The 25,602-nt window shown below is 71.2% G+C and carries 23 protein-coding genes and 2 tRNA genes; 11 read left to right on the top strand and 14 right to left on the bottom strand.

Annotated elements, in window-relative coordinates:
* Window position 1 precedes the first annotated feature (1 nt).
* Window positions 2-1,039 (top strand): ABC transporter ATP-binding protein, encoded by a 1,038-nt coding sequence (locus tag Actob_RS42345; RefSeq protein ID WP_284917571.1) that lies wholly within the window; start codon window positions 2-4, stop codon window positions 1,037-1,039.
* A 101-nt stretch (window positions 1,040-1,140) separates the two neighbouring features.
* Here the strand turns inward: Actob_RS42345 and Actob_RS42340 are convergent, their stop codons facing one another.
* The 6 genes from Actob_RS42340 to Actob_RS42315 all read right to left on the bottom strand — a co-directional run bounded on the left by Actob_RS42340 (window position 1,141) and on the right by Actob_RS42315 (window position 7,921).
* Entirely contained in the window at window positions 1,141-2,241 is a 1,101-nt protein-coding gene (locus Actob_RS42340) for a calcium-binding protein (RefSeq protein WP_284917570.1), read from the bottom strand.
* 138 nt (window positions 2,242-2,379) lie between these two features.
* Window positions 2,380-3,957, bottom strand: coding sequence for a beta-N-acetylhexosaminidase (locus Actob_RS42335; RefSeq protein ID WP_284917569.1), 1,578 nt, complete (start codon window positions 3,955-3,957; stop codon window positions 2,380-2,382).
* Window positions 3,958-4,176: 219 nt separating this feature from the next.
* A complete protein-coding gene (locus Actob_RS42330) occupies window positions 4,177-4,515 on the bottom strand; it encodes a hypothetical protein (protein ID WP_328518406.1) in 339 nt (112 codons plus the stop codon).
* Window positions 4,506-5,159, bottom strand: coding sequence for an HNH endonuclease family protein (locus Actob_RS42325; RefSeq protein ID WP_284917568.1), 654 nt, complete (start codon window positions 5,157-5,159; stop codon window positions 4,506-4,508). The genes Actob_RS42330 and Actob_RS42325 overlap by 10 nt, the downstream gene beginning before the upstream one ends.
* A 59-nt stretch (window positions 5,160-5,218) precedes the next feature.
* The gene (gene leuA / locus Actob_RS42320) at window positions 5,219-6,943 is read right to left on the bottom strand and encodes a 2-isopropylmalate synthase (protein ID WP_284917567.1); all 1,725 of its coding nucleotides are present in this window, start codon (window positions 6,941-6,943) and stop codon (window positions 5,219-5,221) included.
* A 186-nt stretch (window positions 6,944-7,129) separates the two neighbouring features.
* Entirely contained in the window at window positions 7,130-7,921 is a 792-nt protein-coding gene (locus Actob_RS42315; RefSeq protein WP_284917566.1) for a hypothetical protein, read from the bottom strand.
* Between the two features lie 158 nt (window positions 7,922-8,079).
* Between Actob_RS42315 and Actob_RS42310 the strand changes: the two genes are divergently transcribed.
* Genes Actob_RS42310 through Actob_RS42300 form a run of 3 tightly spaced genes read left to right on the top strand, consistent with a single transcriptional unit; the run spans window position 8,080 to window position 11,071 of the window.
* Window positions 8,080-9,345 carry an aspartate kinase gene (locus tag Actob_RS42310; RefSeq protein WP_284917565.1) on the top strand — a complete coding sequence of 422 codons (1,266 nt, stop codon included), beginning with the start codon at window positions 8,080-8,082 and terminating at the stop codon, window positions 9,343-9,345.
* 8 nt (window positions 9,346-9,353) lie between these two features.
* A complete protein-coding gene (locus Actob_RS42305) occupies window positions 9,354-10,409 on the top strand; it encodes an aspartate-semialdehyde dehydrogenase (protein ID WP_284917564.1) in 1,056 nt (351 codons plus the stop codon).
* The gene (locus tag Actob_RS42300) at window positions 10,406-11,071 is read left to right on the top strand and encodes a hypothetical protein (RefSeq protein ID WP_284917563.1); all 666 of its coding nucleotides are present in this window, start codon (window positions 10,406-10,408) and stop codon (window positions 11,069-11,071) included. The genes Actob_RS42305 and Actob_RS42300 overlap by 4 nt, the downstream gene beginning before the upstream one ends.
* A gap of 61 nt (window positions 11,072-11,132) precedes the next feature.
* Here Actob_RS42300 and pyrE read toward each other — a convergent pair whose 3' ends face one another.
* Window positions 11,133-11,663, bottom strand: coding sequence for an orotate phosphoribosyltransferase (gene pyrE / locus Actob_RS42295; protein WP_284917562.1), 531 nt, complete (start codon window positions 11,661-11,663; stop codon window positions 11,133-11,135).
* Window positions 11,664-11,868: 205 nt separating this feature from the next.
* Here pyrE and Actob_RS42290 point away from each other — a divergent pair, with 205 nt between their 5' ends.
* A complete protein-coding gene (locus Actob_RS42290) occupies window positions 11,869-12,165 on the top strand; it encodes a hypothetical protein (RefSeq protein WP_284917561.1) in 297 nt (98 codons plus the stop codon).
* A 168-nt stretch (window positions 12,166-12,333) separates the two neighbouring features.
* Here the strand turns inward: Actob_RS42290 and Actob_RS42285 are convergent.
* From Actob_RS42285 to Actob_RS42275, 3 genes are all read right to left on the bottom strand, one after another.
* Window positions 12,334-12,410: transfer RNA gene (locus Actob_RS42285), tRNA-Pro, on the bottom strand.
* Between the two features lie 143 nt (window positions 12,411-12,553).
* Window positions 12,554-12,630, bottom strand: a tRNA-Pro gene (locus Actob_RS42280).
* A 74-nt stretch (window positions 12,631-12,704) separates the two neighbouring features.
* A complete protein-coding gene (locus tag Actob_RS42275; protein WP_284917560.1) occupies window positions 12,705-13,598 on the bottom strand; it encodes a metallophosphoesterase in 894 nt (297 codons plus the stop codon).
* A gap of 25 nt (window positions 13,599-13,623) precedes the next feature.
* On the opposite strand from Actob_RS42275, the gene Actob_RS42270 reads away from it, so the two are divergent.
* On the top strand, window positions 13,624-14,076 hold the full coding sequence (locus Actob_RS42270) for a GatB/YqeY domain-containing protein (protein ID WP_284917559.1): 453 nt from the start codon (window positions 13,624-13,626) through the stop codon (window positions 14,074-14,076).
* A 69-nt stretch (window positions 14,077-14,145) separates the two neighbouring features.
* On the opposite strand, the gene Actob_RS42265 is transcribed toward Actob_RS42270, so the two are convergent.
* Entirely contained in the window at window positions 14,146-16,548 is a 2,403-nt protein-coding gene (locus Actob_RS42265; protein ID WP_284922522.1) for a transglycosylase domain-containing protein, read from the bottom strand.
* 332 nt (window positions 16,549-16,880) lie between these two features.
* Here Actob_RS42265 and Actob_RS42260 point away from each other — a divergent pair, with 332 nt between their 5' ends.
* On the top strand, window positions 16,881-17,183 hold the full coding sequence (locus Actob_RS42260; protein WP_014695048.1) for a WhiB family transcriptional regulator: 303 nt from the start codon (window positions 16,881-16,883) through the stop codon (window positions 17,181-17,183).
* Between the two features lie 52 nt (window positions 17,184-17,235).
* On the opposite strand, the gene Actob_RS42255 is transcribed toward Actob_RS42260, so the two are convergent.
* The 3 genes from Actob_RS42255 to Actob_RS42245 all read right to left on the bottom strand — a co-directional run bounded on the left by Actob_RS42255 (window position 17,236) and on the right by Actob_RS42245 (window position 20,303).
* A complete protein-coding gene (locus tag Actob_RS42255) occupies window positions 17,236-18,378 on the bottom strand; it encodes an ArsA family ATPase (RefSeq protein WP_407653510.1) in 1,143 nt (380 codons plus the stop codon).
* Between the two features lie 35 nt (window positions 18,379-18,413).
* The gene (locus tag Actob_RS42250) at window positions 18,414-19,367 is read right to left on the bottom strand and encodes an ArsA-related P-loop ATPase (RefSeq protein WP_284917558.1); all 954 of its coding nucleotides are present in this window, start codon (window positions 19,365-19,367) and stop codon (window positions 18,414-18,416) included.
* Window positions 19,368-19,469: 102 nt separating this feature from the next.
* Window positions 19,470-20,303, bottom strand: coding sequence for an Rv0361 family membrane protein (locus Actob_RS42245; protein ID WP_284917557.1), 834 nt, complete (start codon window positions 20,301-20,303; stop codon window positions 19,470-19,472).
* 118 nt (window positions 20,304-20,421) lie between these two features.
* On the opposite strand from Actob_RS42245, the gene Actob_RS42240 reads away from it, so the two are divergent.
* The 4 genes from Actob_RS42240 to Actob_RS42225 all read left to right on the top strand — a co-directional run bounded on the left by Actob_RS42240 (window position 20,422) and on the right by Actob_RS42225 (window position 25,581).
* On the top strand, window positions 20,422-20,577 hold the full coding sequence (locus Actob_RS42240; RefSeq protein ID WP_185038204.1) for a DUF4177 domain-containing protein: 156 nt from the start codon (window positions 20,422-20,424) through the stop codon (window positions 20,575-20,577).
* Complete coding sequence (locus Actob_RS42235; RefSeq protein WP_284917556.1) at window positions 20,574-21,059, top strand: RidA family protein; 486 nt, start codon at window positions 20,574-20,576, stop codon at window positions 21,057-21,059. The genes Actob_RS42240 and Actob_RS42235 overlap by 4 nt, the downstream gene beginning before the upstream one ends.
* Window positions 21,060-21,154: 95 nt before the next feature.
* The gene (locus tag Actob_RS42230) at window positions 21,155-21,976 is read left to right on the top strand and encodes an MBL fold metallo-hydrolase (RefSeq protein ID WP_284917555.1); all 822 of its coding nucleotides are present in this window, start codon (window positions 21,155-21,157) and stop codon (window positions 21,974-21,976) included.
* Complete coding sequence (locus Actob_RS42225) at window positions 21,973-25,581, top strand: adenylate/guanylate cyclase domain-containing protein (protein ID WP_284917554.1); 3,609 nt, start codon at window positions 21,973-21,975, stop codon at window positions 25,579-25,581. Before Actob_RS42230 ends, Actob_RS42225 begins: the two co-directional genes overlap by 4 nt.
* Window positions 25,582-25,602: the final 21 nt, after the last annotated feature.

Genomic DNA, 25,602 nt, shown 5'->3' with positions numbered 1-25,602 from the left:
CATGAGCGAGAACCTGCTCGAGGTGACCGGGCTGCAGAAGCACTTCCCGATCACGAAGGGGCTGTTCAAGCGGCAGGTCGGCGCGGTCCGCGCGGTGGACGGCATCGACCTGACCGTGCAGGCCGGCGAGACGCTGGGCCTGGTCGGCGAGTCCGGCTGCGGCAAGTCGACGGCCGGGCGGCTGTTCACCCGGATCCTGGAGCCGACCGGCGGCAAGATCGTCTTCGAGGGTCAGGACATCAGCCACCGGTCGGTGGCCGACATGCGGCCGTTGCGCCGTGACGTCCAGATGATCTTCCAGGACCCGTACTCGTCGCTGAACCCGCGGCACACCATCGGCACGATCATCTCGGCGCCGCTGCAGATCCAGAAGATCCCGACCCCGCAGGGCCTGAAGAAGGCCGTGCAGGAGCTGCTGGAGCTCGTCGGCCTCAACCCGGAGCACTACAACCGGTACCCGCACGAGTTCTCCGGCGGTCAGCGGCAGCGTATCGGCATCGCCCGGGCGCTGGCCCTGCGCCCGAAACTGATCATCGCCGACGAGCCGGTCTCGGCGCTCGACGTGTCGATCCAGGCGCAGGTGGTGAACCTGCTGGAGGACCTGCAGTCGGAGTTCGACCTGACGTACGTGTTCATCGCGCACGACCTGTCGGTGGTCCGGCACATCTCCGACCGGGTCGCCGTGATGTACCTGGGCAAGGTCATGGAGATCGCGCACCGCGACGACCTCTACAAGAACCCGCGGCACCCGTACACGGTCGCCCTGATGTCCGCGGTCCCGGTCCCCGACCCGGTCCGCCGCGACCGCGCCCAGCGCAACCGGGTGCTGCTCACCGGCGACGTGCCCAGCCCGATCAACCCGCCGTCCGGCTGCCGGTTCCGGACCCGCTGCTGGAAGGCGCAGGACATCTGCGCCACCGAGGAACCGCCGCTGGTGCAGCGTCTGGACGACCCGGCGTCGCACCTGACCGCCTGCCACTTCCCGGTGGTCGAGGACGAGGCGGTAGAGGGCCGGACACCGGCCGCGACCCCGGCCTGACAGGACCAAATCAAGATCTCTTCACGTACGCGCGTGACGACGAAGCGGGCGGGGGAACCGATCGGTTCCCCCGCCCGCTTCGTTGGTGCGCTATGCCGCTGTTACCGCTCGCAGGCGGTCACCACGTCGGCGGCGGTGGACTTGCAGAGATCGCCGAGGGCGCTGGCGTTCTTGCCGCCGTCCACCCGGTCGGCCTCCTGCGGGTCCAACGGCTCGACAGCGTCCAGCGTGTCGTCACCGGCCTCGCCGTAGAGCTTGTCCACGCCGTAGAAACCGACGATCGAGTCGTTGCCCGCGCCGCCCCGGATCGTGTCGTTGCCCCGGTTGCCCCAGAGCACGTTGTCCCCGGCGTTGCCGATCAGCGTGTCGTTCAGCGGGGAGCCGTCGATGTTCTCCACGTCGGTGCCGACGGTGTCGTGCTCGCCGGCCTGGCCGTCGTCCCGGGTGGCGCCGTCCAGGTCGACCGTGACCGGCAGCCCGTGGAACTCGTAGCTGACGGTGTCCCGGCCGGTGCCGCCGCGGAAGATGTCCGCGCCCACCGGGTAGCTCCCGGCGAGTCCACGGTCCTCGTTCTCGCCGGCCAGGTAGTCGTTACCCGAGCCGCCGTCGACCAGGTCGTTGCCCAGGCCGCCCTGCACGTAGTCGCCGTACGTGCCGCCGTAGACCTTGTCGTTACCGGTTCCGCCGTCGAGCCAGTCCTTGCCGGAGCCGCCGTCGACCCGGTCGTTGCCGCCCTCGGCGTAGATCTCGTCGGTGCCGTACCCGCCGTTGATCACGTCGTTGCCGGTGTCACCGTGGATGATGTCGTGGTCGCTGCCGCCGGTGATCACGTCGTTGCCGGATCCACCGGAAACGTCGGACCGGATGGACGTCTTGTTGACGAACCGGTCGCTCTTGGTGCCCAGGTAGACCCAGAGGGCCGTGGTCGGCTCCTCGGTGGTGCAGCGGACCTTTGTCGAGTCGACCCGCTTGCAGCCCTTGCCGGGCTTGATCGCGTACTTGTCGTCGATGGTGACGGTCCTGCCGGACCGGGTGACCACGACGTTGTTGGCCTTCCCGGGCCGGGCGGTGAACTTGATGACCGTGCCCGACGCCGAGGCGGTGCCGGTGCTGGCGGCCTGGGCGGGTGAGGCGGCGGTCAGCACCGCGGCGCCGGCGATCAGTGTCGCTCCGGCGCGGTAGAACCAGGGTGAGCGTGCCATGAGAGATCCTTCCCCGTGATGAGTGAGCTCAGAGCAGGTCGCCGGCGGTGAGCAGGGCCAGGCCGGCGAGCGGGCGTGCGCGGGACACCATGAAATCTCCCGTCAGATACGTCGATTCGTAAGATCTTATGAGGACGGTCACGACCAGCGGACCTCAGAAGAACGGTGAAAGTGAACGCCACGGCGGGTCCAGCGTTCGCCGTAAGCGCCGAGCCGGTCGCGGAACGCCAGCCAGTCGTGCGTCGCCCAGGGTGACCAGCCCAGCTCGGCGATCGCGGCCAGCCGGGGAAACGCCTGGAACTCCACGTCGCCGTAATCGCGCAGCGTCTCCGACCACAGTGGCGCCTCCACGCCCAGGACCGCGCCGGCCGGCACGCCGTGTGCCCACCCGCCCGGATCCCAGTCGTACGCGGTCCGCACCTCGATCGTCCCGGCCCAGTGCAGGCCGCCCGGGGTGAGCAGGTCGTACTGCATGTCGAGGTAGGCGCGGTCGGCGGGGGAGAGGATCACCTTCGCCCCAGCGGCGGCGGCCGAGGCGATCTCCGGACGGTCCCGGGTGACCGCCCAGTACTGGATCACCGCGCCGGTCGCGGCCGGCGCGGCGGCGATCTCGTGCCACCCGTACGCCGTCTTGCCGTACTTCGCCACGAGCGGCAGGATCCGCTGCTCGAACGCGACATAGTCGGCGTGCGGGGTGGACATCGCCTCGTCCCCGCCGATGTGCAGGTACCGACCCGGCGTCAGGGCGGCCAGCTGCCGGATCACGTCCTCGGCGAACCGGTAGGTGATCTCCTTGCTCGTGCAGAGCGAGCTGTAGCCGACCCGGATGTCGATCCGCTGCCGCGGCGCCACACCGGCGCAGGTCAGCTCGGGGTAGGCGACCTGTGCCGCGTTGACGTGCCCCGGCATGTCGATTTCCGGAACGATCGTCACGTACCGATCGGCGGCGTAACGCACCAGGTCGCGGTACTCCGGCTGGGTCAGGTACCCGCCGCCGATCCCGCGCACGCCGGTGCCCGGGCCGCCGCCGACGGCGGTCAGCAGCGGCCAGCTGTCGATCTCGATCCGCCAGCCCTGGTCGTCGGCGAGGTGCAGATGCAGATAGTTGATCTTGAGGCGGCTGATCTCGTCGATGTAGCGCTTCACGTCGGCCGGCGGGTGGAAGTGCCGGGCCAGGTCGAGCATCGCGCCACGGTAGGCGTAGCGAGGGCGGTCGCGGATCACCCCGGCCGGGATGGTCCAGTGCTCATGGCGTACCGAAATCGCTTCGATCGCCGGGGGAAGCAACTGCCGCAACGTCTGCAGACCGGCGAAGAGGCCGGCCGGGCGGTTGGCGCGCAGCGCCACGCCCGTGGTGTCGATCTCCAGCTGATAGCCCTCGTCGCCGAACCAGGGGTCGGCGACGGGATTGAGCCGGAGGTCGACGGTGGTGACCCCGGCGCTGCGGACCGGCAGGGAGAAGCCGGTGGCCGGGCGCAACGTCGCGGCCAGCCGCTCGGCGACCGGCCGGGCGGCCTCGGTCGCGGTGATCACCGTGGTCGCGGTGAGTTCGAAGGGCGCGGCGTCCGACGGTACGACCACGGCCGGCGCCGGGACGACCCGGTCCAGGGTGATCGGCCCGGGCGCCGGAGGATTCGCCGCCGACGCGACGGTCGAGACGAGCGGCAGCAGCAGGACTCCGCCGACGGTCAGGCCGGTGAGCAGCTTGCGGCGCACCCACCCGGACGTAGCGCGAAGTGGAGTCACCGCTCGCAGTTCGTCACCACATCGGCGCTGGTACTCGCGGCCCGCGCCGGCGAACTGCTCGCCAGAACGGCTGTCGCGGTCAGTGTCATGACTTCCTCCCCGGCACGCATGATCATCGACGCGTCGGGTGATCATAGAACGGGACGGCAGCGTTTCGCCGTCCCGTTCTATGCGGGAAGTGGGTGGATATCAGCCCTCGGGGCGGTTCAGCAGGCCGATGACGATCTGGTGCACGGCGTCCAGATCGGACGGATCGGCGAGCTTGGCGCGGCCGCCGGTCACGGTGTACCACTCCTCGGCGTCCTTGTACTGCACGCGGACGACGACGTCGCCGCCGGTGAGTTCGGTGCGCAGCGTCAGGTCACCGGTCACGACGCCGACCTCGTCGGTCATCACGCCGCCCGGACCGGGGACGATGTCGGTGGTCTTGCTCGGCGCGGCGGCCGGTTTGCCGGCCGTCGCGGCAGCCGGCTCGGCGGCCGTCTCGGCCGCCTCGGCTTTGGTGGGTTCGGTCTTGGTCATCCGCATGTCTCCAGCATGTCGGTGAGGGCGTCCTTCTCCTTCTGCGTCACGGTCAGCTTGTAGTAGCTCTTCACCGTGATCCAGTCCTCGGCGTACGCACACCAGGCGTCCTTGGCCGGTGGCTTCCAGGTGGACGGGTCCTGGTCGCCCTTCGAGCGGTTGGAGGTGGCCGAGACCGCGAGCAGCTGCGGGCGGTCCAGGTCGTTGGCGAACGCCTCGCGCTGGGCGGTGGTCCACTTGTTCGCCCCCGACCGCCACGCGTTGGCCAGCGGCACGGTGTGGTCGATGTCCACCTTGGTCGGCGAGTTGAGCAGGGCGCCGTCGTAGAAGCTCTTCCAGGTGCCGGCCACGACGTTGCACCCGGAGGTCTTCACCTTGGTGCCGTCGCGCTCGAGCACCGAGTCGCGGGTGTCGCAGTTCTTGCCGGTGCTGTCCCAGTGCGGGAACTTCTCCCGGCTGTAACCGGCCATCGTTCCGGTCTTGGTGACGACTGTCAGTTTGGTGAGAAGTGCCGAAGCGTTGCCCGACGGCTTGGGGGCCGGCTTGGTGGCCGGCTTCGTCGTGGCGCCGGGCGAGCCGGCGTCGACGGTCTGGCAACCGGTCAGGAGGGTGGCGGCGAGGAACAGGGGGAGCCAGTTACGTGGGGGCACCCGTCCAGCCTAAGGCGGTCCGTCGCGTGCCGCCTCCGGACGGCACGCGACGGAGTGAATCATCGAGCGCGGTTGATAGCGCTGGTCACGGCCTTGATCGAGGCGCTGACGATGTTGGCGTCGATGCCCACGCCCCAGAACGCGCGGTCGCCGACCTCCACCTCGACGTACGCCGCGGCCTGCGCGTCGCCGCCCGAGGTCAGCGCGTGCTCCTGGTAGTCCAGCACCCGCGCCTTGATCCCCAGCGGCTCGACGGCCTGGGTGAACGCGTCGATCGGGCCGTTACCGACCCCGGTCAGCGGCCGCCGCACGCCGCGGTGGAACACCTCGACGTCGATCTCCACCTTGCCGTCCACCGTCGCGGTGCTGTAGCGCTCGACCTTGAACGCGGTCGCCAGCTGGTGCTCCACCAGGTACTCCGTGGCGAAGATGTCCCACATCGCCTGCGGGCCGACCTCGCCGCCCTCCTCGTCGGTGTGGTGCTGCACCACGCCGGAGAACTCGATCTGCAGCCGCCGCGGCAGGTCGAGCTTGTGCTCCTCCTTCATGATGTACGCCACGCCGCCCTTGCCGGACTGCGAGTTCACCCGGATGACCGCCTCGTAGGTGCGGCCCACGTCCTTCGGGTCGATCGGCAGGTACGGAACACCCCAGGTGAAGGAGTCGATCTCCACCCCGGCCGCGTCGGCGTCGGCCTGCAGCGCGGTGAAGCCCTTCTTGATGGCGTCCTGGTGCGAGCCGGAGAAGGCGGTGTAGACCAGGTCGCCCGCGTACGGGTGCCGCTCGTGCACCGGCAGCTGGTTGCAGTACTCGACGGTGCGCTTGATCTCGTCGATGTTCGCGAAGTCCACCTGCGGGTCGATGCCCTGGGAGAACAGGTTCAGCCCCAGGGTCACCAGGTCGACGTTGCCGGTGCGCTCGCCGTTGCCGAACAGGCAGCCCTCGATCCGGTCGGCGCCGGCCAGCAGGCCCAGCTCGGCGGCGGCCACCGCGGTGCCGCGGTCGTTGTGCGGGTGCAGGCTCAGGATGACGCTGTCCCGGCGCGGCAGGTTGCGGTGCATCCACTCGATCGAGTCGGCGTAGACGTTCGGCGTGGCCATCTCGACGGTGGCCGGCAGATTGATGATCAGCGGCCGGGCCGGGGTCGGGTCGATCACGTCGATCACGGCGGAGCAGATCTCCAGCGCGTACTCCAGCTCGGTGCCGGTGTAGGACTCCGGCGAGTACTCGTAGAAGATCTCGGTGTCCGGGGTGTGGATCTCGGCGTACTTCTGGCAGAGCCGGGCGCCCTGCGTCGCGATGTCGGTGATCCCGTCCTTGTCCAGGCCGAAGACCACCCGCCGCTGCAGCACCGAGGTCGAGTTGTAGAAGTGCACGATGGCGCGTTTGGCACCACGGATCGACTCGAAGGTCCGGTCGATCAGGTGCTCGCGGCACTGCACCAGCACCTGGATGGTGACGTCGTCCGGGATCAGGTCCTGCTCGATGAGCTGGCGGACGAAGTCGAAGTCGGTCTGGCTGGCCGCCGGGAAGCCGACCTCGATCTCCTTGTAACCCATCTTCACCAGCAGCATGAACATCCGCCGCTTGCGTTCCGGTGACATCGGGTCGATCAGCGCCTGGTTGCCGTCGCGCAGGTCGACAGCGCACCAGCGCGGTGCTTTCTCGACCACCCGCGAGGGCCATCGCCGATCGGGCAGCGAGATCGAGAACTGCTTGTGGTACGACTCGTAGCGCTGGAACGGCATGGCGCTCGGACGCTGCGTCTCAAAGGGGTTGGACATGTGACTGCTCCTGTCGAAAAGAAACCGAGCAGGCGGCGTGCATCAACTCCGCGACGAGGTGCCGGCCTGGGATGGGGCCTCGTCGCGGCAGCGAAGGAGAAGGTTCACCTGCCACATGTCGCCCACCACGTTACGTGATCAACTTCTGGGCGGCTAACCGAACGACCGGATCGTGGGAAAGGCCGGTCAGCCCGCCGCGGAGGCGCCGGCCGACGGGTCGCTCCCGCCCTGTACGGCGGACATGCCCATCGCCTCGCCGCCCACCTCCGGGCCGGGGAACTGCACGGTGGCCGGCGCGCCGACCTGCTTGACCAGCTGGAGCACGCCGAAGCCGACCCGGGCCGCGGTCAGCAGGCCGTCCGCGGAATAGCAGTAGACGCCGACGTCGACCGGCGCGTCCAGCGAGGCGGACGTCGAGTCGACCGAGTAGCAGGCGCCGCCCTGCGCGCCGTCCAGCGGCTGCACCGCGGCGACCGAGAGCGCCGAGTCCCGGTCGGTGAAGACCGTCAGCCACTGCCGGAACAGTCGCTGCACCTGCGGGTCGTACCGGCGCGGCACCTTCTCGCCCTTCTCCGCCACGTGCACGCAGCCGGGGGTGACCGGGGTGCCGGACATCGAGACCGTGCACTGGTAGACGCCGTTCTGGTTGCGCACGATCGAGACGTCGGCGGTGCCGCCCAGCGCCCCGTTCGCGATGTCCACCCGCCAGCTGCCGTCGTTGGCCACCGTCGCGACCACCCGGCGCGGGACGCCGTCCCGGCCGGTGAAGGTGTAGAGCGCGGCGTACCGCCGGTCCAGGGCGCTGGCGGCCAGGCCGGCGAACTCGGTGCGGGCGTCCGGGCCGTCCGGGGCGGCCGTCGCGGCGGAGGTGGTGACCGGCGCCGGGTCCGGCGTGCCGCCACCGCACCCGGACAGGCCGAGGGTGAGGGCGGCGGTGAGCGCGGTCAGGCCGCGTCCGGATCCGGAGGGAAGGCGCACCGCGTCATTCTCGCCCCATACCGCCCGTCACACGCGACACGCCGGTCACCGCGGCCCGGCGTGTCGCGATGCGGCGGCCGGATTCTGGGATCGTCTGTCGAGGCGGCGCCCCGGCGCGGCTAGGGTGGTGGCGATTGCCCCGAGAGGATTGGTTGGCCGTGGCTCTTGTCGTGCAGAAATACGGTGGTTCGTCGGTGGCGAACGCCGAGCGCATCAAGCGCGTGGCCGAGCGCATCGTGGCCGCCCGCAAGGCGGGCGACGACGTGGTCGTGGTCGTCTCCGCGATGGGCGACACCACCGACGAGTTGTTGGACCTGGCCAACCAGGTCAGCCCGCTGCCGCCCGGCCGCGAACTGGACATGCTGCTCACCTCGGGCGAGCGGATCTCGATGGCGCTGCTCGCCATGGCGATCCACAACCTGGGCTACGAGGCCCGGTCCTACACCGGCTCGCAGGCCGGCGTGCTGACCACCTCGACGCACGGCAAGGCCCGGATCATCGACGTCACCCCCGGCCGCCTGCGGACCGCGCTGGACGAGGGCGCCATCGCCATCGTCGCCGGGTTCCAGGGTGTGTCGCAGGACACCAAGGACATCACCACCCTCGGCCGCGGCGGTTCGGACACCACCGCTGTCGCGCTCGCGGCGGCGCTGCACGCCGACGTCTGCGAGATCTACACCGACGTGGACGGCGTGTTCACCGCCGACCCGCGGATCGTCCCGGACGCCCAGCACATCAAGAAGGTCACCTACGAGGAGATGCTCGAGCTGGCCGCCGGCGGGGCGAAGGTGCTGATGTTGCGATGCGTGGAGTACGCGCGCCGGTTCAAGGTGCCGATCCACGTACGCTCTTCGTACTCGAACAAAGAAGGCACGCTCGTCACCGGATCGATGGAGGACCCCGACGTGGAACAGGCACTTATCACCGGGGTCGCGCACGACCGCAGCGAAGCCAAGATCACGATTGTCGGGGTGCCCGACGAGCCGGGTGCGGCCGGCCGGATCTTCGAGACCGTCGCGCAGGCCGAGATCAACATCGACATGATCGTGCAGAACGTGTCGACCGAGGGCACCGGCCGCACCGACATCTCGTTCACCCTGCCCAAGGCCGACGGCCCGACCGCGATGGGCGCGCTCGACAAGATCAAGGACCAGATCAAGTTCAAGAGCCTGCTCTTCGACGACCACGTGGGCAAGGTGTCGCTGATCGGCGCCGGCATGCGCTCGCACCCGGGTGTCGCGGCCTCGTTCTTCGCCTGCATCGGTGAGGCCGGCGTCAACATCGAGATGATCTCCACGTCGGAGATCCGGGTGTCGGTGGTGTGCCGTGACACCGACCTGGACACCGCGGTCCGCGCCGTGCACGACCAGTTCGAGCTGGGTGGCTCGGAGGAGGCCGTCGTCTACGGCGGTACCGGCCGGTAAGCCGTCCGATGGCGCGGCCGACCCTCGCCGTCGTCGGAGCCACCGGTTCCGTCGGGACCGTCATGCTCGACCTGCTCTCGTCCCGGCGTGACGTCTGGGGCGAGATCCGGCTGATCGCCTCGTCGCGCTCGGCGGGCAAGTCGCTGATCTGCCGCGGGGAGACCCTGCCGGTGCGCGACCTGACCGCCGAGGCGTTCGACGGCGTCGACGTCGCCATGTTCGACACCCCCGACGAGGTGGCCGTGCACTGGGTGCCGATCGCGGTGTCGCGGGGCGCCGTGGTGGTGGACAACTCCGCGGTGTTCCGGATGGAGCCGGACGTCCCGCTGGTGGTGCCCGAGATCAACCAGGAGCTGATCGGCGAGCGGCCGCGCGGCATCGTCTCCAGCGCCAACTGCACGGTCGCCGCGATGATCATGGCGGTCGCCCCGCTGCACTTCGAGTACGGCCTGCGCGAGCTGGTCCTGGCCTCCTACCAGGCCGCTTCCGGGGTCGGCCAGGTCGGCGTCGACACGCTGCACGACCAGCTGACCAAGGTGGCCGGCGACCGGCTGCTCGGCTCCCGCCCGGGCAACGTGCGGCAGGCGGTCGGCGACGACCTCGGCCCGTTCCCGGCCCCGCTGGCGCTCAACGTGGTGCCCTGGTCCGGTGCCGCCGGCCCGCTCGGCTGGTCCTCCGAGGAGCTCAAGCTCCGCAACGAGAGCCGCAAGATCCTCGGCCTGCCGGCCCTCAAGGTCTCCGCGACCTGCGTGCGCGTCCCGGTGGTGACCGGCCACTCGGTCGCCGTGCACGCGGTCTTCGCCGCCGAGGTCACCGCCGACGGCGCCCGCCAGGTGCTGCGCAACGCGCCGGGCGTGATCCTGGTCGACGACCCGGAGGCCGGCGAGTTCCCGATGCCGATCGACGCGGTCGGCACCGACCCGTCCTGGGTCGGCCGGATCCGCCGGGCGATGGACGATCCGCGCGCCCTGGACTTCTTCGTCACCGGCGACAACATGCGCAAGGGCGCCGCCCTGAACACCGTCCAGACCGCCGAACTACTCGCTGCGGAGCTCAGTAAGTGACCACGATCCACACAGCTTTCCCCGCACCTCCCGTCACCACCTCGCCGGCCGGACCGCGTTTCGACGCCGGGCCGCTGTTCGGCGAGCCGGCGGGCATCGTCTTCGACGGGGTGGAGCGGTGGCTCTGGTGGGGGCCGGACCTGGACGGCGAGGACTGCGTGGCGGTGCGCGGCGGCCGGCTGCTCACCTTCGACTCGGCGGCGGCGTGCCAGGCGATGTTCCCGGTGCTGACCCTCAAGGCGCTGGTGCCGGCCTCGCCCGCTGTCGCCGACGCGTCCGCCACCACTGTCTGCGGGTCCGGCGGCTGCGGCGGCTGTGGCGATGGCGGCTGCGGGCCGGACTCGGAGACCGAGGATGACGGCCCACTCGCGGCCGACCTGGGGCCGGCTCAGGATTGGGTACGCGGTAAGCGTCTTGCCGTCCCCGCCGAAAGCGCGCTGAACCTGTGGAATCTGGCGATCGACGTGGCCCGGTCCACCGGGCAGCCGTTCGTCCAGCGCGGCGGTCTGCGCGACGCCTGCCACGACAAGCTGATGGCGAACCAGGCGCCCTGGATGTTCGGCCTGGAGGAGTACCAGCCGGTGTGGACGGCCCGCGAGCTGGCCGTGCTGCGGGAGACGCTCGCCCGCGCGGTACACGTGCTGCGGTCCGCGCTCGCCTGACCGGCGGCCGGATCCGGCGTGGCCCGCGGCCGGGAAGCCGCGCGCCACGCCCGGATGAGGGTCAGGAGGCGACGGCGTCCAGGTCGGCGCGGGTGAGCAGGGCGCGCAGGGTGATGCCCGCGTCGGCGAGCGCCTGCGCCCCGCCCTCCTGGCGGTCGATCACGCAGAGCGCGTGATCCACGTGCGCGCCCAGTTTGCGCAGCTCGCCGGTGGAGATGACGACCTGGCCGCCGGAGGTCACCACGTCCTCGACGACCAGCACGCGGCGGCCGGCCACCTCGGCGCCCTCGGCGAGGCGTGCGGTGCCGTACTTCTTCGCCTCCTTGCGGACGAACGCGGTGGGCAGACCGGCGTGCCGGGCCAGCGCGGTGACCACGGCGATGCCGCCCATCTCGAGGCCGGCCAGCACCTCGGTGCCCTCCGGGATCAGGACGGCGAGCCGCTCGGCCAGCTGGTCGAGCAGGACCGGGTCGGCCTCGAACTGGTACTTGTCGAAGTATTCGTTGGCGATGCGGCCGGAGCGCAGGGTGAATTCGCCGGTCAGGCGGCTCACGGTACGCACCTGGCGGGCGAGGTCGGTGGAGTCAGTCACAAGGTCCCAGCTTGTCAGGCGGCGGTCCGGGGGCGTGCGACCACCCCGGTTCCCGGTCGCCGGCTCGTCTGCATTGCTCGATGCGCGACGCGCGGCTATGGGATCGTCACCCGTTGGCGTACTTGATCTCCGCAATACGGCATTCTATGTCTGTTTGGGGTAGTTTTCGCCTAATTAGCGGCTTGTGCCCGGAAGGAACATCGCTGTGACACCCTTCGCCATGGTCTTCCTGCTCGCCCTGGCCGGATCGACGTGCTTCGCGCTCGGTCGGGCCTTCGGCCGTGGAGAGCGTTACGAGCGCGGATACCGGGAGGGCTTTCGCGACGGTGAGACCGGGTCACTGGCCCGGGCCACCCGGCTGATGCAACTCGGCGAGCGGCAGACGATAGCGCCGGTGGTGGAGACGATGCTGGGGCCGTACTGCGTGCCGCAGCAGATGGCGCCGCGGCCGGTGGGGCCGGCGGTGGCCGGCGTGCCGGTCCGCCCGCAGTTCGCCGTGTGAGCTCGCGGCCCGCTCTCCGGCCCACCGCCCCGCACCCTGGCGCGGCACGCGTCTCCTGCGTCCGCTGAGCGCCCGGAAGGGGCCTCGCTGATCTTCGGCTGCCGTGGTGATGCCGGCAAGCTGAAGGCCCGGTCTCCCCGAAGGGTGCCGGGCCTCGCCTGTGTCGCCTGGTCGGGGTGGCGGGATTTGAACCCACGGCCTCTACGTCCCGAACGTAGCGCGCTACCAAACTGCGCCACACCCCGTTACCGGGAGCCAGCATACAAGGGCGGTGCTGGGGCCGGGCACGCCGGACCGGCGGCCGCCGAAGAGGCGTGCCGCGCCGGTGGCCGGAAAGAGAAGAAGGCCCAGCATTCGTGATGAATGCCGGGCCCCTCTGGCAAGCATGTGGTCGGGGTGGCGGGATTTGAACCCACGGCCTCTACGTCCCGAACGTAGCGCGCTACCAAACTGCGCCACACCCCGTTGCTGCGAGAAGAATACTAGCGGACCGTCGCGCAGGCCCGAAATCTGGGCTCCCCTCGCAGCGTTTCCGCAGGTCAGCGTGGGATCAGCGTGAGCACCGACGCCTCCGGGCGGCAGGCGAAGCGGACCGGGGCGGTCGGGTGGGTGCCCAGCCCGGCCGAGACGTGCAGCCAGGCGTCCGAGCCGGGCCACCGGTGCAGCCCCTTGGCCATCCGGGTCGGCAGGTCGCAGTTCGTGGTCAGCGCGCCGTAGCCCGGCACGCACACCTGGCCGCCGTGCGTGTGGCCGGCCAGCAGCAGCTCGAAGCCGTCCGCGGCCATCGCGTCCAGCACCCGGGAGGCCGGCGTGTGGGTCACCCCGAGGTGCAGGTCGGCGCCGGCGCTGATCGAGCCGGCCACCGCGGCGTAGTCGTCCCGCTCGACGTGCGGGTCGTCCACGCCGGCCAGCTCGATCGAGCGGCCGCCGGCCTTGAGGATGGTGCGGGCGTTGTTCAGGTCGGCCCAGCCGGCGTCGGTGAACGCGGCGCGCAGGTCGTCGGCGGGGAGGTCGGCGCCCTGCACGTACTCCCGCTCGGGCATCAGGTACCGCAGCGGGTTCTTCCAGACCGGTCCGCGGTAGTCGTTGGAGCCGAAGACGAACGCGCCGGGCACGTCGAGCAGCGGTTCCAGGGCGCGCAGGACGCCCGGGACGGCATAGGGCGAGGCCATGTTGTCCCCGGTGACGATCACCAGGTCCGGATCGGTGCCGATCAGCCCGGCCACCCACTCCTGCTTGCGCCGCTGCTCCGGCATCATGTGCAGGTCGGACAGATGCAGGATGCGCAGCGGCTCCGCGTCCGGTTCCAGCACCGGTACGTCGAAGCGCCGGAGCGTGAACAGGTTGCGCTCGATGAGCGAGGCATAGGCGAACGCGGCACCGCCGGCGACGGTCAGCGCGGCGGCGGCGGAAATAAGGGAGCGCTTACGCATGACGGCAAGGGTAGTTTCTCCGTCCATGGGAACGTTGAAAGACCGCCTGACCGATGACCTGCACACCGCGATGAAGTCCCGGGACGAGCTGATCACCTCGACGCTGCGGATGGCGCTGGCAGCGGTGCGGACCGCCGAGGTGGCCGGTGACGAGGCCCGCGAGCTCAGCGACGACGAGGTGCTGGCGGTGCTGACCAAGGAGGCGAAGAAGCGTCGCGAGGCGGCCACCGCCTTCGCCGGCGCCGGGCGCGCCGACCAGGCGGCGAAGGAGACCGCCGAGGGCGAGGTCCTCGACCGCTACCTGCCGAAACAGCTGACCGACGCGGAGATCGCCGAGATCGTCGGGCAGGCGCTGGCGGCCGGCGGCTTCGCCGGCAAGGCGCAGATGGGCCCGGCCATGAAGGCGGCCCAGGCCGCCGTCGCGGGCCGGGCCGAGGGCGGCCGGGTGGCTGCCGAGGTGCGCCGCCAGCTGGCCTGAGGGTCGTCCGGCCGGATACGCGGAAACGGGCGGGAGAGGTGCTCTCCCGCCCGTTTGCGTGCCCGCTGACTATCGTCGGCCGGGCTTGGGTTTCTTCGTCTCGGTGGTGCCGGGCTGTGCTTCCTTCTTCCCGCTGCTGACCAGGATCTCGACGCCGCCGCCCTTGACGGTCTGGGACACCGAGGTGCCGGCGGCCGTGCCGCTCGGGCAGTCCGACTCCACCTTGCCGCCGATCTCCGGGACGAAGCCGGCGCCGGAGATCCGGTCCTCGGCCGAGGAGAGCGAGGCGCAGGTCACGTCCGGGACATGGCGCAGGTCACCGATCGAGATCTTGTCGTTCGACGTGGTCTTGAACTGGACCTTGGGCTTGCCCTTCATGTAGTCGTGCAGGGTCCACTGAACCGCGGAGTTGACCGGGTCGTGCTGCATCTGGTCGTTGTGGTCCTGCCAGTCCGGGTTCACCAGGTAACCCGCGACCACCAGTTTCGTGGTGCCCGCGATCAGCGAGGCGGTCCGGCTGTTGTCGGTGGTGCCGGTCTTGCCGAACACCGGGTGGCCGACGATGTCGCGGGTGGGCCGGGCGGTGGCGTGGCCGCCGCAGCTGCCCATCTGCGCCGAGTCGCCGACCGGGCAGCGGGTCGCGTCCAGCGCCGCGCGAGCCACGTCCTTGGTGGTGGCCTGGATGCAGTGCGGCTTGCCGACGTCGATCTTCTCGCCGTCCTTGGTGGTGATCTGCTCGATCGGGGTCGGCTCGCAGTACTTGCCGTCACCGGCCAGCGTGGCGTACGCGTTCGCCATGTCCAGCGGCGTGGACGCCGTGACGCCGAGGGTGAAGGCACCCCAGCCGGCCGCGTAGTTCTCGTCGTTGGCCCAGTCGTTCTCCCGCGGCTGGCGGAACTGGACGCCGAACCGCTTGGCGACGGCGACCACGTTCTGCGCGCCGACCTTCTCCTCGAGCGGGACGAAGTAGGTGTTCACCGAGGCGCCGAAGCCGGTCCACATGTTGAAGACGCCGGCCTCCTTCTTGCTGGCGTTGCTGGGGCACCAGTCGTCCGAGCCGGGGCAGGAGGAGGGCGTGCCGTAGCCCGCCTTGTACTTCGAGTGGTACGTGGCCTTGGTGGTGATCGGGAAGCTCAGCGGCAGGCCGGACTCCAGGGCGGCCACCATGGTGAACATCTTGAACACCGAGCCGGCCTGGTAACCCTTGATGTCGCCGCCGCCGGTGATCAGCGGGTTGGTGGTCTTCGGGTACGACCCGCGGATCTTCTTCTTCGCCTTCCTCGGGTCCGAGGAGATCTTGTTGGTCGGGTGATCCGGGTCGTCCAGCGCGTACTTGCGGTTGGCGGAGAGGATCCGGACCTTGCCGGTGCCCGGCTCGATGCCGGCCAGCAGCAGCGCGTTACGGCTGTTGTCCGACGCGTTGTCGAGGATCCGCGAGCGGGCCGCGGCCTGACCCTTCAGGTCCAGCGTGGTGATCACCTTGTAGCCGCCGCTCTTCAGCCGCCGCTCCCGGTCGTACGTTGTCGCGCCGAACGCCTCCTGGCTCATCCACCAGCGGTAGAAGTAGTCGCAGAAGAAGCCCCAGCTGTTCTTCGACACCGAGACGCAGCCGTTGCCGATCGGCTTGACCTTGGTCGGGATGCCCACCTTGGCGGCCTTGGTGGCGTCCGCCTGGGTGATCGCGTTCATCGCGACCATGCCCGGGATGATGTAGTTGTTGCGCCGGGCGAGGATCTGCTCGTGACCCGTCTTGGTGGTCGGGTTGAAGCTGGTCGGCGCCTTGACCATGCCGGCGAGCATGGCCGCCTCGGCGATGGACAGGTCCTTCGGCTTCTTGTTGAAGTAGACCTGGCTGGCCGCGTAGACGCCGTAGGCCTGGTTGCCGAACGGCGCGATGTTCAGGTAGCGCTCCAGGATCTGCTCCTTGGAGAGCTGCTTCTCGACCTGCAGCGCGTACTTCATTTCGGTGATCTTGCGCTTCGGGGTGTCCTTGGTGGCGTTGATCACCTCCTGCGGGTTGGTCGCCGAGTAGGCCAGCGACATCCGCACGTACTGCATCGTCAGGGTCGAGGCGCCCTGCTGCGCGCCACCCTGGTTGTTGCTCACGAAGGCGCGCGCCACGCCCTTGAGGTCCACGCCGTTGTGCTCGTAGAACTTGCGGTCCTCGGCGGCGATGATCGCCTTCTGCATGAACGGCGAGATGTCCTTGAGCGGGACGTCGCTGCGGAACTCGTCGTAGAACGTCGACAGCGGCGTCCGCCCGTCCGCGGCGTAGACCCGGGTGAGCTGCGGCGAGCTGAAGTCTTTGAGCTCACTGGGCAGATTCGCGAACGTCTCGCCACCGGCCTTGGCGGCGAGACCGGACATCGCCGCGGCCGGGAAGGCGGCAGCAGCCACCACCACGCCGGCGAGCAGGCCACAGACCAGCAGCGATGTCGCGTTCGTAAAGATGTTGTGATCGCGTCTGCGCATCCAGGAGGTCACCCGAGGCAGGATACGCGAACGGCGCACGCGACCGCCCGGCGAGAAGGCCGTCGTTGCCGTAATGAGTGTGACTTGTCACCCACGTCGGCGAGGTGATTTCCCGCATCTGCACCGAAGATACCCCCGTTCGGCCACCGCCCCCCGGCCGCTTTGCCCGGAACTACCGGGCTATACGTATTTGAGGGACAACGTTGCGTAATCACCCAACTACAGAGCATGATGGTCCGGCGAGACATCTCGCATGACGTCTGCGCGGCAATGGGGGACATGGGCTGCCGCGCGGGCGTCCGGGGGTGAAATGCAAGGGGGGACGTTTACCAATGGGGATGATCAGCGACTGGCCCAGCATGGCGGCGTGTCAGAGTGGCGACCCTGACGCGTTGTTCGTGCAGGGCGCCGAGCAGAACGTGGCGAAGAGGATCTGCCGCAGCTGCCCGGTCCGCTACGAATGCCTCGCCGACGCCCTGGACAACCGGATCGAGTTCGGCGTCTGGGGAGGCATGACGGAACGGGAACGGCGGGCTCTGCTGCGCCGCCACCCGCACGTGGCGAGCTGGCGGAAGATGTTCGAAGCCGCTCTGAAGGAGAAAGGCGCCGACAAGGTGCTGGTCTCCACCCGCTGATCAGGCGAGCAGGGCTCGCCCGGCGAGCGCCCTCGTCGGGGCGCACCGCCGGTCAGGCGAGCAACGCGCCGATCGTTCGCAGCCCGTCGACGTCATGGATGTCGGCGGGCTGTGCCGCGACAGCGGTCGTCGGCACCTGGGGGAACGCCTCGGTGAAGGTAGCCGCGACGCGGATCTCCCGCTCGGTCTGGCGCAGCAGCCCGGCGTGGATCCGCAGCACGTCGGCGGTGACCGGCTGATCGCCGGCCGCGTCCAGGCGCTCGGCGGCGGCCTCGCTCTCGGTGGCCGGCAGGCCGGCCGGCTCGGTCTCGTGCATCCGGTTGAGCACCAGCCCGCTGAGCGGCATCCGCTCGGCGACCAGCCGCTCGGCGAAATAGGCCGCCTCCCGGATCGCGTCCCGCTCCGGGGCGGCGACCAGCAGGAACGCGGTCTGCGGGTCCTGCAGGATCCGGTACGTCTGGTCGGCGCGCTGCCGGAAGCCGCCGAACATCGAGTCCAGCGCCGCCACGAAACCGGACAGGTCGGTGAGCAACTGGGCGCCGAGGATTTTCTGCACCGCCCGGGAGAACAGCCCGAACGACGCGGTGACCAGGCTGAACATGCTCCGCCCACCGCTGCGGGCGGGGGCCAGCAGCATCCGCAGCATCCGGCCGTCGAGGAACCGGGAGAGCCGGGCCGGCGCGTCCAGGAAGTCGAGCGCGGACCGGGACGGCGGGGTGTCCACGATGATCAGGTCCCACTGGTCGCCGGACCGCAACTGGCCCAGCTTCTCCATCGCCATGTACTCCTGCGTGCCGGCGAAGGTCGAGCTCATCGCCTGGTAGAACGGGTTCGCGAAGATCTCGGCGGCGCGCTCCGGCCGGGTGTGCTGCTCGACCACCTCGTCGAAGGTGCGCTTCATGTCCAGCATCATGGCGTGCAGCTCGCCGCCGGACGCCGCGGCGTCGATGTCCTTGACCTGGCGCGGGGTGTTGTCCAGCTCGGTGAGGCCCATCGACTGGGCCAGCCGGCGGGCCGGGTCGATGGTCAGCACCACCGTGCGCCGGCCGTGCACCTCGGCGGCGCGTAACCCGAGTGCCGCGGCGGTGGTGGTCTTGCCGACCCCGCCGGAGCCGCAGCACACCACGATCCGGATGGCCGGGTCGGCCAGCAGACCGTCGACGTCGAGCCGTGGAGCGGTCACATCAACCACCACTTCAGAGTAAGGCCTGTTGATCGGACGGGCGGAGATCAAACGCTCATCAGGCGTGCCGCCAGGACATCCAGCCCAGCGCGGTCCACACCGTCCGGCAGCTGCGGCAGCTCGACCATCGGGCGGCCCCGCTCGGCCAGGTCGTGCCGCAGCGACTCCTCCAGCTCGCGCCGGGTCAGATGGGCCTGTGCCTGCGCGGCCAGCTGGCTGACGGTGGCCGGCGCGGCGGGCAGGCCGGCGGCGACCAGGCCCCGCTTGATCTCCGCCTTGGTCACCTTGCCGCCGGCCAGCAGTGGCGGCCGGGCGCCGTTCAGGATGATCCGGCCGACCGGGATGCCCAGCCCGTGCAGCTCGTCGACGGCGTCCAGGGTCTCCTGCACCGGCATCTCCTCCAGCAGGGTGACCACGTGCACCGCTGTCATCGGCGAGCGCAGCAGGGAGGAGACCCCGTCGCTCTGGGTCTTGATCGGACCCATCTTGGCCAGCTTGGCGGTCTCCGCCGTGACGTTCAGGAAGCGGCCGATCCGGCCGGTGGGCGGGGCGTCCAGGATCACCGCGTCGTACACCCGGCGGCCGTCCGCCGCACGGGTGGTGGCCTCCTTGACCTTGCCGGTGAGCAGCACGTCCCGCAGGCCCGGGGCGATGGTGGTGGCGAAGTCGATGGCGCCGACCTTGCGCAGCGCCCGGCCGGCCGCACCCAGCTTGTAGAACATGTCCAGGTATTCGAGGAGGGCCTCCTCGGGATCCACCGGCAGGGCGCGGACCTCGCCGCCCCCGGTGGTCGTGGTGATCCGGCGCTCCGCGTAGGGCAGTGGGTCGACGCCGAACAGCTGGGCGATGCCCTGCCGGCCCTCCACCTCGACCAGCAGCGTGCGACGGCCGCCGGCGGCCAGGCCCAGCGCCAGGGCGGCGGCGACGCTCGTCTTACCGGTGCCGCCCTTGCCGGTGACGATGTGCAGTCGCTCCGGCCAGTTGCCGTGATGCTCGCCCATGTCTCCCCCGTTACGGCGTCTTCAAAACGGGGTGTCCCGGGATTTCCCCGTGGCACCGGCTCCGGGAACGGGGCCACCAGGGTTTTCCCGCCAGGCGCCGGGTCAGCCGGAGACCTCGCAGACCAGCCAGCCGCTCTTGCGCACCACGGTGATCTGCAGATCCTGAGCTGCCGACTTCTCGTCGTCGGTGGACATCACCACCCGTACGCCGACCTCCGCCGCACCCTCGTTGGCGCTGGTCACCGCGGGGTCGTCCCAGCGGAACACGGCACCGGAGTAGCTGTCGGCGTAGTTGCGGATCTGCCGCACCCGGTCGGCGAGCCGGGTCACGTCCCGAGATTTGCGGCACACCAGGTCCTCGGCGGCACCGGCGTCCTGCTGGGTGTACACCGCGGTGAGGAACCGGTTCACCGCGGTGGCCGGGTCCGGCGAGCCGGGATTGTCGGCGTCCCGGTAGAGCAGGTACGCCGAGACCGCCCCGCCACCGCAGAGCGCCAGGGTGGCGGCCAGCGCCAGCGAGACGAACAGCGACGAGCGGCGGGAGGCGGGTGCGCCGGGACGCCGCGGCACCTGCCAGGAGTCGGTGTCGCCCGGCCGGCTCACCCAGATCGGCTCCGGCTCGGCGGGCTGCACCTCGGCCGGCGGGGAGTGTTCCCAGGCGAGATGCTCCGGCGGCGGGTACTGCCACTCGCCGGGCCGCTCGTGCTGGGCGTGCCATGGGCCGTGGGCGGGCGGCTGGTGCCACCCGGTGGCCGGCACCACGGGGTGCTCCATGGTCAGGTCGTGGGCGAGCGCCGGCTCGTCGGCGGAGGCGTGCCGCCCGTGGTGCGGCGGCTCCGGCGCCGGCATCGGCTCCGGGATCGGCGACGGGGGCTCGGGATCGGGCGACGGCGGTGGATCGGGATGGCCGGGCTGTCCGTCTCGCGGTACCTGCATCTCGTCACCCTCCGCGACGACTCGAACGCTCAACGTGCGTATTCCCGCTCAGCCTAGCCAACCGGCCGTTGTCCAGAGCCCTAAGCTGTGCCGTACCCGACTAAGGAGTGTCCGAGCCATGCAGAAGTGGGAGTACGTGACCGTGCCCCTGCTGGTACACGCGACCAAGCAGATCCTCGACAACTGGGGCGAGGACGGCTGGGAGCTGGTCCAGGTAGTGCCGGGTCCCAACCCCGAGCAGTTGGTCGCCTACATGAAGCGGCCGAAGTCGTGACGACGCCGGTCGCCGGGGAGGGCGGCGTCGACGCGTACGCGAGACTGGCCGAACTGGGCCTGGCTCTGCCGACGGTGGTCCCGCCGCTGGCGTCCTATGTGCCGGCCGTGCAGTCCGGCAACCACGTCTACGTCTCCGGCCAGCTGCCGATCGTCGACGGCAAGCTGCTGCGCACCGGCAAGGTCGGCGACGAGGTGACCGCCGAGGAGGCCACCGAGCTGGCCAAGATCTGCGCCCTGAACGCGCTGGCCGCCATCGAGAGTCTGGTCGGGCTGGGCCGGCTGGTGAAAATTGTCAAGGTGGGCGGCTTCGTCGCGTCCGCGCCCGGCTTCACCGGTCAGCCGGCCGTGATCAACGGCGCCTCGAACCTGTTCGGCGAGGTGCTCGGTGAGCAGGGCCGGCACGCCCGCAGCGCGGTCGGGGTGGCCGAGCTGCCGCTGGGCGCGCCGGTCGAGGTGGACGTGATCGCCGAGGTGCAGTGAGGTTGGGCGGGTTCGGCCGGGTTTGATCACCCAAGGTGACCGGAACGGACATCGTGTCTCGGCTCACCTCGAATCCGCGACGTACGATTCTCGGCATGGGGGGTGCTGAGCCCGCGTCGGCCACGGGTAATCCGTCCGTCGACCGGCTGCCGGGTTGGGTGTCGTTGCTGCGTGCGCCCAACCCGGGGCCGATGACGCTGGACGGTACGAACACGTGGATTCTGCGGCCTCCCGGGGCGGCGTTCGCCACCGTGATCGATCCCGGACCGCTGGACGAGGGACACCTGCGCGCGATCGCCGAGCGGGGGCCCTACCGTTCGATCCTGATCACGCACGGTCATCACGACCACGTGGAGGGCGCCGGGCGGCTCGCCGAGCTGCTCGGCGGCGTCCCGGTGCGGGCCGCCGACCCGGAGCACGGCACGTCGTTCGACCCGCCCGGGAGCCTCGACCACGACGGGCTCGGCATCCGGGTGCTGGCGACACCGGGGCACACGCTCGACTCGGTCTGTTTCCTCGCCGAGTACGCCGGCGAGCGGGTGCTGTTCACCGGCGACACGATCCTGGGGCGGGGGACCACCGTGGTGGCCGCGCCGGACGGGGACCTGAGTTCCTACCTGACGAGTCTCGAGCTGCTCCGGGCGTACGAAAACGTCGTGATGCTCCCCGGCCACGGACCGGCCCGGGCCGACACCGCGACCCTGGCCGGGGAATACCTGAGGCACCGGGTGGAACGCCTCGCGCAGGTCAGAGCCGCGATGGCGGCCGGCGCGCGGACCCCGGAGGCGGTGGTCGACATGGTCTACCCGGACATCGATCCGCGGGTGCGGTTCGCGGCGGAGTGGTCGGCGGCCGCCCAGATCGCTCACCTGGAACGGGAATCAACGGCGAGGGCCGACGGTTTGGACCGGCTGTGACCTGCCCCGTGTGCGGCACCGTCGCCGTCCCCGGTGCCCGCTTCTGCCACCACTGCGGCTCCGCGCTGCCCGCTGCCGCCGCGCTGCCGGCCGCCGAGCGGCGGATCGTCACGGTGCTCTTCGGCGACCTCTCCGACTTCACCTCCTGGTCCGAGGACCTCGACCCGGAACGGGTCGGCGCGGTCACCGACCGGGTCCTCGCGGCCCTGGCCGGCGCGGTGAAAACGTTCGGCGGGCACGTCGACAAGCTGACCGGCGACGGCATCATGGCGGTCTTCGGCGCCCCGGTCGCCCACGAGGACGACGCCGAGCGGGCGGTCCGGGCGGCGCTCAGCATGCAGCGCGCGGTCCGCCGGGTGCTCGACGACGAGCGCGGCGGCGGCGCCCCGCTCGGCCTGCGGGTCGGGCTGAACACCGGCGAGGTGGTCGCCGGCATGCAGGCCGGCATCGAATACACGGTCATCGGCGACACCGTGAACACCGCCGCCCGGCTGGCCGACGCCGCCGCGGTCGGCACCGTCTACGCCGGCGAGCGGACCAGCAACGGCACCCGGCACGTCGCCTCCTGGCGGCAGCTGCGCCCGCTGCGGCTCAAGGGCAAGCGCGAGCCGGTGCCCACCTACGAGCTGCTCGGCCTGCACGACGCGCCGGGCACCCGGTCGGGCCTGGGCGACGAGGCGCCGTTCGTGGGGCGCGAGGCCGAGCTGGGCCGGGTCTCCGGGCGGCTGGCCGAGGCGATCGACTCGGGCACGCCCCGGGTGCTGGTGATGACGGCCGAGGCCGGCATCGGCAAGTCCCGCTTCGCCGGCGAGGTGAAACGGCTGGCCGCCGGTTACGAGGCGGGCGGCGCCCGGGTGCTGCGGGTGCGCTGCCGCGCGTTCGGCGAGCGGCGCCGCTACGCGCCCCTGGCCGACCTGGTCCGCAAGGCCGCCGGCCTGCCCAAGGACGTGGTCACCTCGATCGGCCGCACGGTCGTCGAGGAACGGCTGCGCAAGGTCGGCCAGCGGCTCGGCGTCGTGCTGGACACCGACCGGTTGCTGGTCCTGCTCGGTTACGGCGAGGCCCCGGTCAACCCGGGTGGCCCGGCCGCGCCCGCCGACTGGCCGCCGAGCGCCAAACGGGTCGATGCCGAGGCCATCTCGATAGCCGTCGCCGACCTGCTGAACGCGATGGCCGGCGCCACCCCGCTGGTGGTGATCGTGGACGACCTGCACGACGCCACCGCCACCACTGTCGACGCGCTGGGCAGCACGCTGTCGCGGCTGGAGGGCCCGGTCGTGGTGCTGCTGCTCGGCCGGCCCGAGCTGGTGCGTACCGCGGGGGCGCTCACCCATCTCGCCGACGCCGAGGTGCACACCCTGCCGCCGTTGCGCGGGGCGGACGCGTCCCGGCTGCTGACGTCGTATCTGAACGGCGGGAAACTGCCGCAGCCGGACATCGACCGGCTGCTGGCCACCGCCCAGGGCAACCCGTTCTACCTGGCCGAGATGGTCACCCTGCTGATGGAGCGCGGGGCGCTGACCCCGGCGGTGGGCGCCAACGCGGCCGGCAAGTGGCAGCTGGCGGCCGGTTCGCTGGGCCGCCGGCTGCTCTCCCGGGACCTGGCGGCGGTGCTCGCCGCGCGTATCGACGCGCTCCCCGCCGAGCCCCGCGCGGTGCTCCGGGACGCGTCGGTGGCCGGCACCACGGTGCCCGGCGGGGTGCTGGAGGCGCTGCACGAGCGCCGCCCGCTGGCCGAGGCGCCGGGCGACGCCGACCCGGCCGCCGAACTCGAACGGGCCGTCGACGAGCTGCTGCAACGCCGCATGATCCACCGCAGCCGGGGCGGCTACCAGTTCACCACCCCGCTGATGCGGGAGGCGGCCTACGCCGGCATCGGCAAGGCCGACCTGGCCGAGCGGCACGCCTACCTGGCGACCTGGGCGGCACCGGAGACGGTGCGCAGTTATCCGGACGGCGCCACCCGGCTGAGCCTGACCGGCAACGAGCGGGACGCGTTCGTCGCCGCGCACGCCGAGGCGGCGATCGAGCTGGCCGACGCGGTCCGGTTGCGCCCCGACGCCGCCGTCCGCGAGGTGGCCGGGCTGGCCGTGGCGGCGCTCGGCCGGATGGCCCGGCGGGCGCTGGCCAACATCGAGCCGGCCGCCGCCATCGAGTACGCCGAGCGGGCCACCACGCTGGCCGGCGGTGAGCTGCCGCTGCCCGACCAACTGGTGCTGGCCCGGGCGCTGCTGCGGCTGGGGCGGGCCGAGGAGGCGCTGGCGTACGGGCAGAAGATCAGCGAGCGGGCCGCCGACGACCCGGTCAGCCGGGCCGAGGCGATGATCGTGGCCGGCCGGGCCTACGAGGCGCTCGGCGACGGCAGCCGCGCGGTGGCCGCCTGGCAGGAGGCGCTCGAGGTGGCCACCGAGGCGCAGCTGCTGCCGGAGCGGGCGAACGCGATGCGCCGGCTCGGCATGGCCGACTTCCTGAACGGCAAGCTGAGCCAGGCGAGCAGCCGGTTCGCCGCGGCGTACCAGGTCACCCTGGCCGCCGGCGACCGGCACGGGCAGGCCTGGGCGCTGCAGAATCTCGCCTGGGTGACCACCACCCGGGGTGACTTCGCCGGCACCGACGCGGTGCTGGGCCGGGCGGCCCGGCTCTTCGCCGAGCTCGGTGACCCGGTCGGCCGGTCCTGGCTGCGCGGTACCACGGCGTTCGCCCGGTTGCTGGCCGGCCGGCTGCAGGAGGCCCGCCGGCTGGCCCGGATCTTCCTGCCGTTCGGTGACCGGGTCGGCGAGGGCTGGGCGGTCGGGACGCTGCGGGTGGTCGAGGCCTACGCGGCGGCCGAGCTGGGCGACCTGGGCGCCGCCGACAGCCAGGCCCGGCGGGCCTACCGCGAGTTCCAGGAGGTCGCCGACGACTGGGGCTGCGGGCTGGCCATGGTGGTGCGCGGCGCCATCGCCCGCGGGCTGGGCGAGTTCGACCACGCCGCCGACCTGCTCGGCGACGCGCTCTGGTTCGCCGACAAGACCGGGCATCCGTTGCTGCTCGGGATGGCCGGCACGCTGCACGGGTTCGTCGCGCTGCAACGCGGCGACCTGGCCACCGCCGAGGCGGACGCCCGCCGGGTGATGACCGCCGTCGAGCCGCACAACGCGCTGGCCCCGGCCCAGGTCGGGCCGCGGGTGCTGCTCGCCGAGGCGCGGACCCGGGCCGGTGACGCGGCCACCGCGATCGGGCTGCTGGCGCCGATCGCCAGCGACACCTCGTCGCCGTCGCTGCTCTTCTCCCGGCGGCACGCCCTGGCGTCGTACGCCTCGGCCCTGCTCGCCGAGGGCCGGGTGGAGTCGGCGCTGACCTGGATCGAGCGGGCCCGCGACGTGCAGGCCGAGGACGTGCGCAGCGGTGTGGTGGCGGCCATGGTCCGGGCGCGGGTGCTGGCCGCCGCGGACCGGTGCGCGGAGGCCCGGGCGTCGGCCGAGGAGGCGGTGCGGCTGGCACACTCCACCGAGCAGGCGAGCGAGCGGATCGCCGCCGCCGAGCTGCGCGACACCCTGGCGGTCACCGGCGTCGAACCGGCTCCGGCGGAAACTGTCGCCTACGCGTCTGACATGCCGGGATGATCTTCCCGATGCCTGGCGTAT

This window comes from Actinoplanes oblitus (assembly GCF_030252345.1).
Lineage (GTDB): Bacteria > Actinomycetota > Actinomycetes > Mycobacteriales > Micromonosporaceae > Actinoplanes > Actinoplanes oblitus.
The sequence above is the reverse complement of the archived record's forward strand: the minus strand, read 5'-3'. Positions and strand labels throughout refer to the sequence as shown.